This window comes from Hydrocoleum sp. CS-953 (assembly GCF_002260545.1).
In the GTDB taxonomy this organism is placed as follows: domain Bacteria; phylum Cyanobacteriota; class Cyanobacteriia; order Cyanobacteriales; family Microcoleaceae; genus Trichodesmium.
On sequence record NZ_LGSU01000496.1, the window covers coordinates 1 to 3,340 of the forward strand.

Sequence of the window (3,340 nt, forward strand, 5' to 3'; positions counted from 1 at the left end):
TTCAATTCCCGTGCGGTTTTAACCTTCTTGTAATTATCAATTATCCATTATCAATTATCAATTAATGAATGGTATTCCTACTGGGGGAAATTCCTTAATATTTTCGATGGCCTCAGAGGTAGGAAATTTAATTGAATAAAAAATCAAGTACATAGACTAATTACCCCATTTAACTTTGATGATATCAGAATTTTTGTGAGGATGCAAGCGAAAATCCTTTGGCGTGGGATTTTTTTCTGGGAGCTTCATAAAATGAAAATGTTGGTGGTTTTCGACTGAGGAGAGATGGATGGAAAGATTTGAGCAGGGAAATAAACAAGGATATATATTTATTTTCTGGGAGCTTCATGGGATGAAAAATTACTTGTATTGCTCCTGGGGAAAAGGAATTTTCCTCTTTATCTAGAAACATCTATTCACTTCCAGAACTAGAACTAGAGATAGGAATAGTCAAATTTTTCTCACGTTTAGTTGCAGCTTGAGTTAAAAGAGATTCTGCAAAATCAAAATCAATAGCTTCTTGAACTGGTCTACCACTAGCTAATTTNATCTAGAAACATCTATTCACTTCCAGAACTAGAACTAGAGATAGGAATAGTCAAATTTTTCTCACGTTTAGTTGCAGCTTGAGTTAAAAGAGATTCTGCAAAATCAAAATCAATAGCTTCTTGAACTGGTCTACCACTAGCTAATTTTGCCAACTCTTCTCGCCGTTGATAATTATCTAAGGTTTTTACTCTAACTATTGTTCTTTCCTCAGAGTTTTGATTATTTGAATCAACATCGTTCATTTCCTTAATGACCTGCTTACTAACATTAAAATGATGGTCTGCCATTGCAGCGACTATGGGTTGGTGAGTTACACATAGAACTTGATGTTGACGACTAAGTTGATGTAGTTTTTCTGAAATAGCTCCTGCTACTCTTCCAGAAACTCCTACATCTATTTCATCAAACACTAGAGTTCCTGATGCTTCAATTTGAGAAAAGCAAGCTTTTAGTGCTAATAAAAACCGACTCATTTCTCCTCCAGAAGCAGTTAAATTTAGAGGTTGTAGTGGCTCACCAGGATTAGAACTAAAACAGAATGTAAGTTGGTCAGCACCTGTAGATGTTGGAGTAGTAGAAGTAATTTGTACCTGAAATTTGACTTTCTCCATAGCAAGAGGTTTTAATTCTTCTACTAAGTGTGTTTCTAATTTAGCAGCAGCATTCTGACGTTGTAAACTAAGTTCGCTACATTTTTTTTGTAATTCTTCTTGAGCTTCTAAGTATACTTTTTCTAGTGCTTCGAGAGACTCTCCTCCTTCCAGTAGTTCTTTAAGTTCTGCTTGTATTTTGTAATAATAATTAATAGCTTCTTCTAGAGTCTGACCATACTTACGACAAATTTGTTTAAGTTCTTGAATTCTTTCTTCTACATCCTCCAATCTTTGAGGATCTGCTTCTAATTTTTCACCATAATTGCTAATTTGTCGGCTAGCTTCAATAACTTGAGCTAAAGCTTCACTAATCATTTCTGATATAGGTTGTAATGTTGAGTCGTAGTTTACCATATCATTTAATATGGTTTCTGTTTCTCCTAACAGGTCTGCTGCTGCTGAATTATCACCTTCATTTTGATATAAAGCTTGATATATTTGATAACTTTGATGTTGCAGTTCAACTGCATGGCTAAGACGTTGACTTTCTTGTGTTAGTTGTTCTAATTCTTGAGGTTCAGTAAGATTAGCTTTATCTAATTCTTGTACTTGGTATTCTAATAAATCTATTCTTTGTAAACGTTGCTGTTCTGTCTGACGACGGTTTTCTAATGCTGCTTTGGCTGTTTGAGCTTTTTGATAGGAAATATTTACTGCTTCTCTACATTTTAATAGGGGATAACCACCATATAAATCAAGCCATTCTCTTTGCAAATTAGGATTTCCTAATTGTAAAGTTTGGCCTTGAGCTGTAATTTCTACTAGGCGATCGTGAAGTTGGTCCATTATTTTCCGATTAACTAGGACACCATTGACACGAGATCTGGTGCGTAGGGAACCTTGGGCGACAACAATTTCCCGGCTACAAACTACTAATGTGCCATCTATTGGATCTATTTCTTGACCACTTAACCATTTAGCTAAAGCTGGGTTTAGTTCAAAGGTTGCTTCTAGGGTGGCTCGTTTAGTTCCTGTTCTGATAATACGGCGATCTATTTTAGCACCTAGAGTGGCATTAAGAGCATCTAGGATAATGGACTTACCAGCACCTGTTTCACCTGTGAATACATTTAGACCGGAGCCTAATTCTAAGTCTAGATGATCTATGAGGGCAAAGTTATTAATGCGAAGGGATATGAGCATTTATTCAAGGAAGGAAGAAATAAGAAATAAGAAATAAGGAATAAGAGAAGATTAAATGTTTGCCTTTGACTTTTTATCCTTTCTCTTTTGAGGGAAGCGAGTTAAGTCAAAAGTCAAAAATTATTTTTGAGTTTATAGTTTGAATCCCCAATTTTCCTGGAGGTCTTAAAAGAAATTTCTAATTATAATAGATACATTAAAAGAACAAGTTAAGGTTATGCTTGATGTTCTTCTTACTCAAGATAATTTTGGTGCATCTCAATTTTGAAGAAAGCCAAAAATTTATCCCTTTTAGGGAATAGGGAATAGGGAATAGGAAATAGGAAATAGGAAATAGGAAATAGGAAATAGGAAATAGGAAATAGGAAATAGGAAATAGGAAATAGGAAATAGGAAATAAAGTATTTTTGCAAATATTGAGATGCACCCGATAATTTTTTCTATATTTGGCAAAACCTCGTTTCATAAGACTAGCAAAATATGACAAATTAAATAGGATTGATATATTACCAACTGCCGGAATTATTTGTTTATCAAAGATGATTTTGACAAGGTTTATCACGCTATTTAGCTAGTTGAGTTTGTAGTCTATTTCTAGTATAATGATATTGTCAACGATCACCAGATGAATATTAGTCAGTTTTCCAATAATTTTTCTATAGTTGTTCTATGTACTCTACATTACTATTAATAAGTAAGTAATCACCATAATTTTTATCGTGTTTTAACAAAGTTTGTCTTTGTAAATAAGAATATAGTTGCTTTTAGAGACTGGAGAGTAAAATAATTATTAAGAGAGCACGCGAAGTGACTAAAATCTAAAAGCGGTAATACTTCAAGGGATTGAAAGAAGGTAGATAGAGAAGTATTCAGTACATATATTCCTAGATTTAATAGCGACAAATATTTGTCTTGATTTCTTCGGACCTATTCCCAGTTAAGTGTTCCCTGTTCCCTATCTCCTTTTTATATTTGCTGATACATTCAATCTCTTA

At 33.9% G+C, this 3,340-nt stretch carries 1 protein-coding gene; it reads right to left on the reverse strand.

What is annotated here, in order from left to right:
- Nucleotides 1-560: 560 nt before the first annotated feature.
- Nucleotides 561-2,345 (reverse strand): DNA repair protein RecN, encoded by a 1,785-nt coding sequence (gene recN, locus AFK68_RS05100; RefSeq protein ID WP_094671856.1) that lies wholly within the window; start codon nucleotides 2,343-2,345, stop codon nucleotides 561-563.
- Nucleotides 2,346-3,340: the final 995 nt, after the last annotated feature.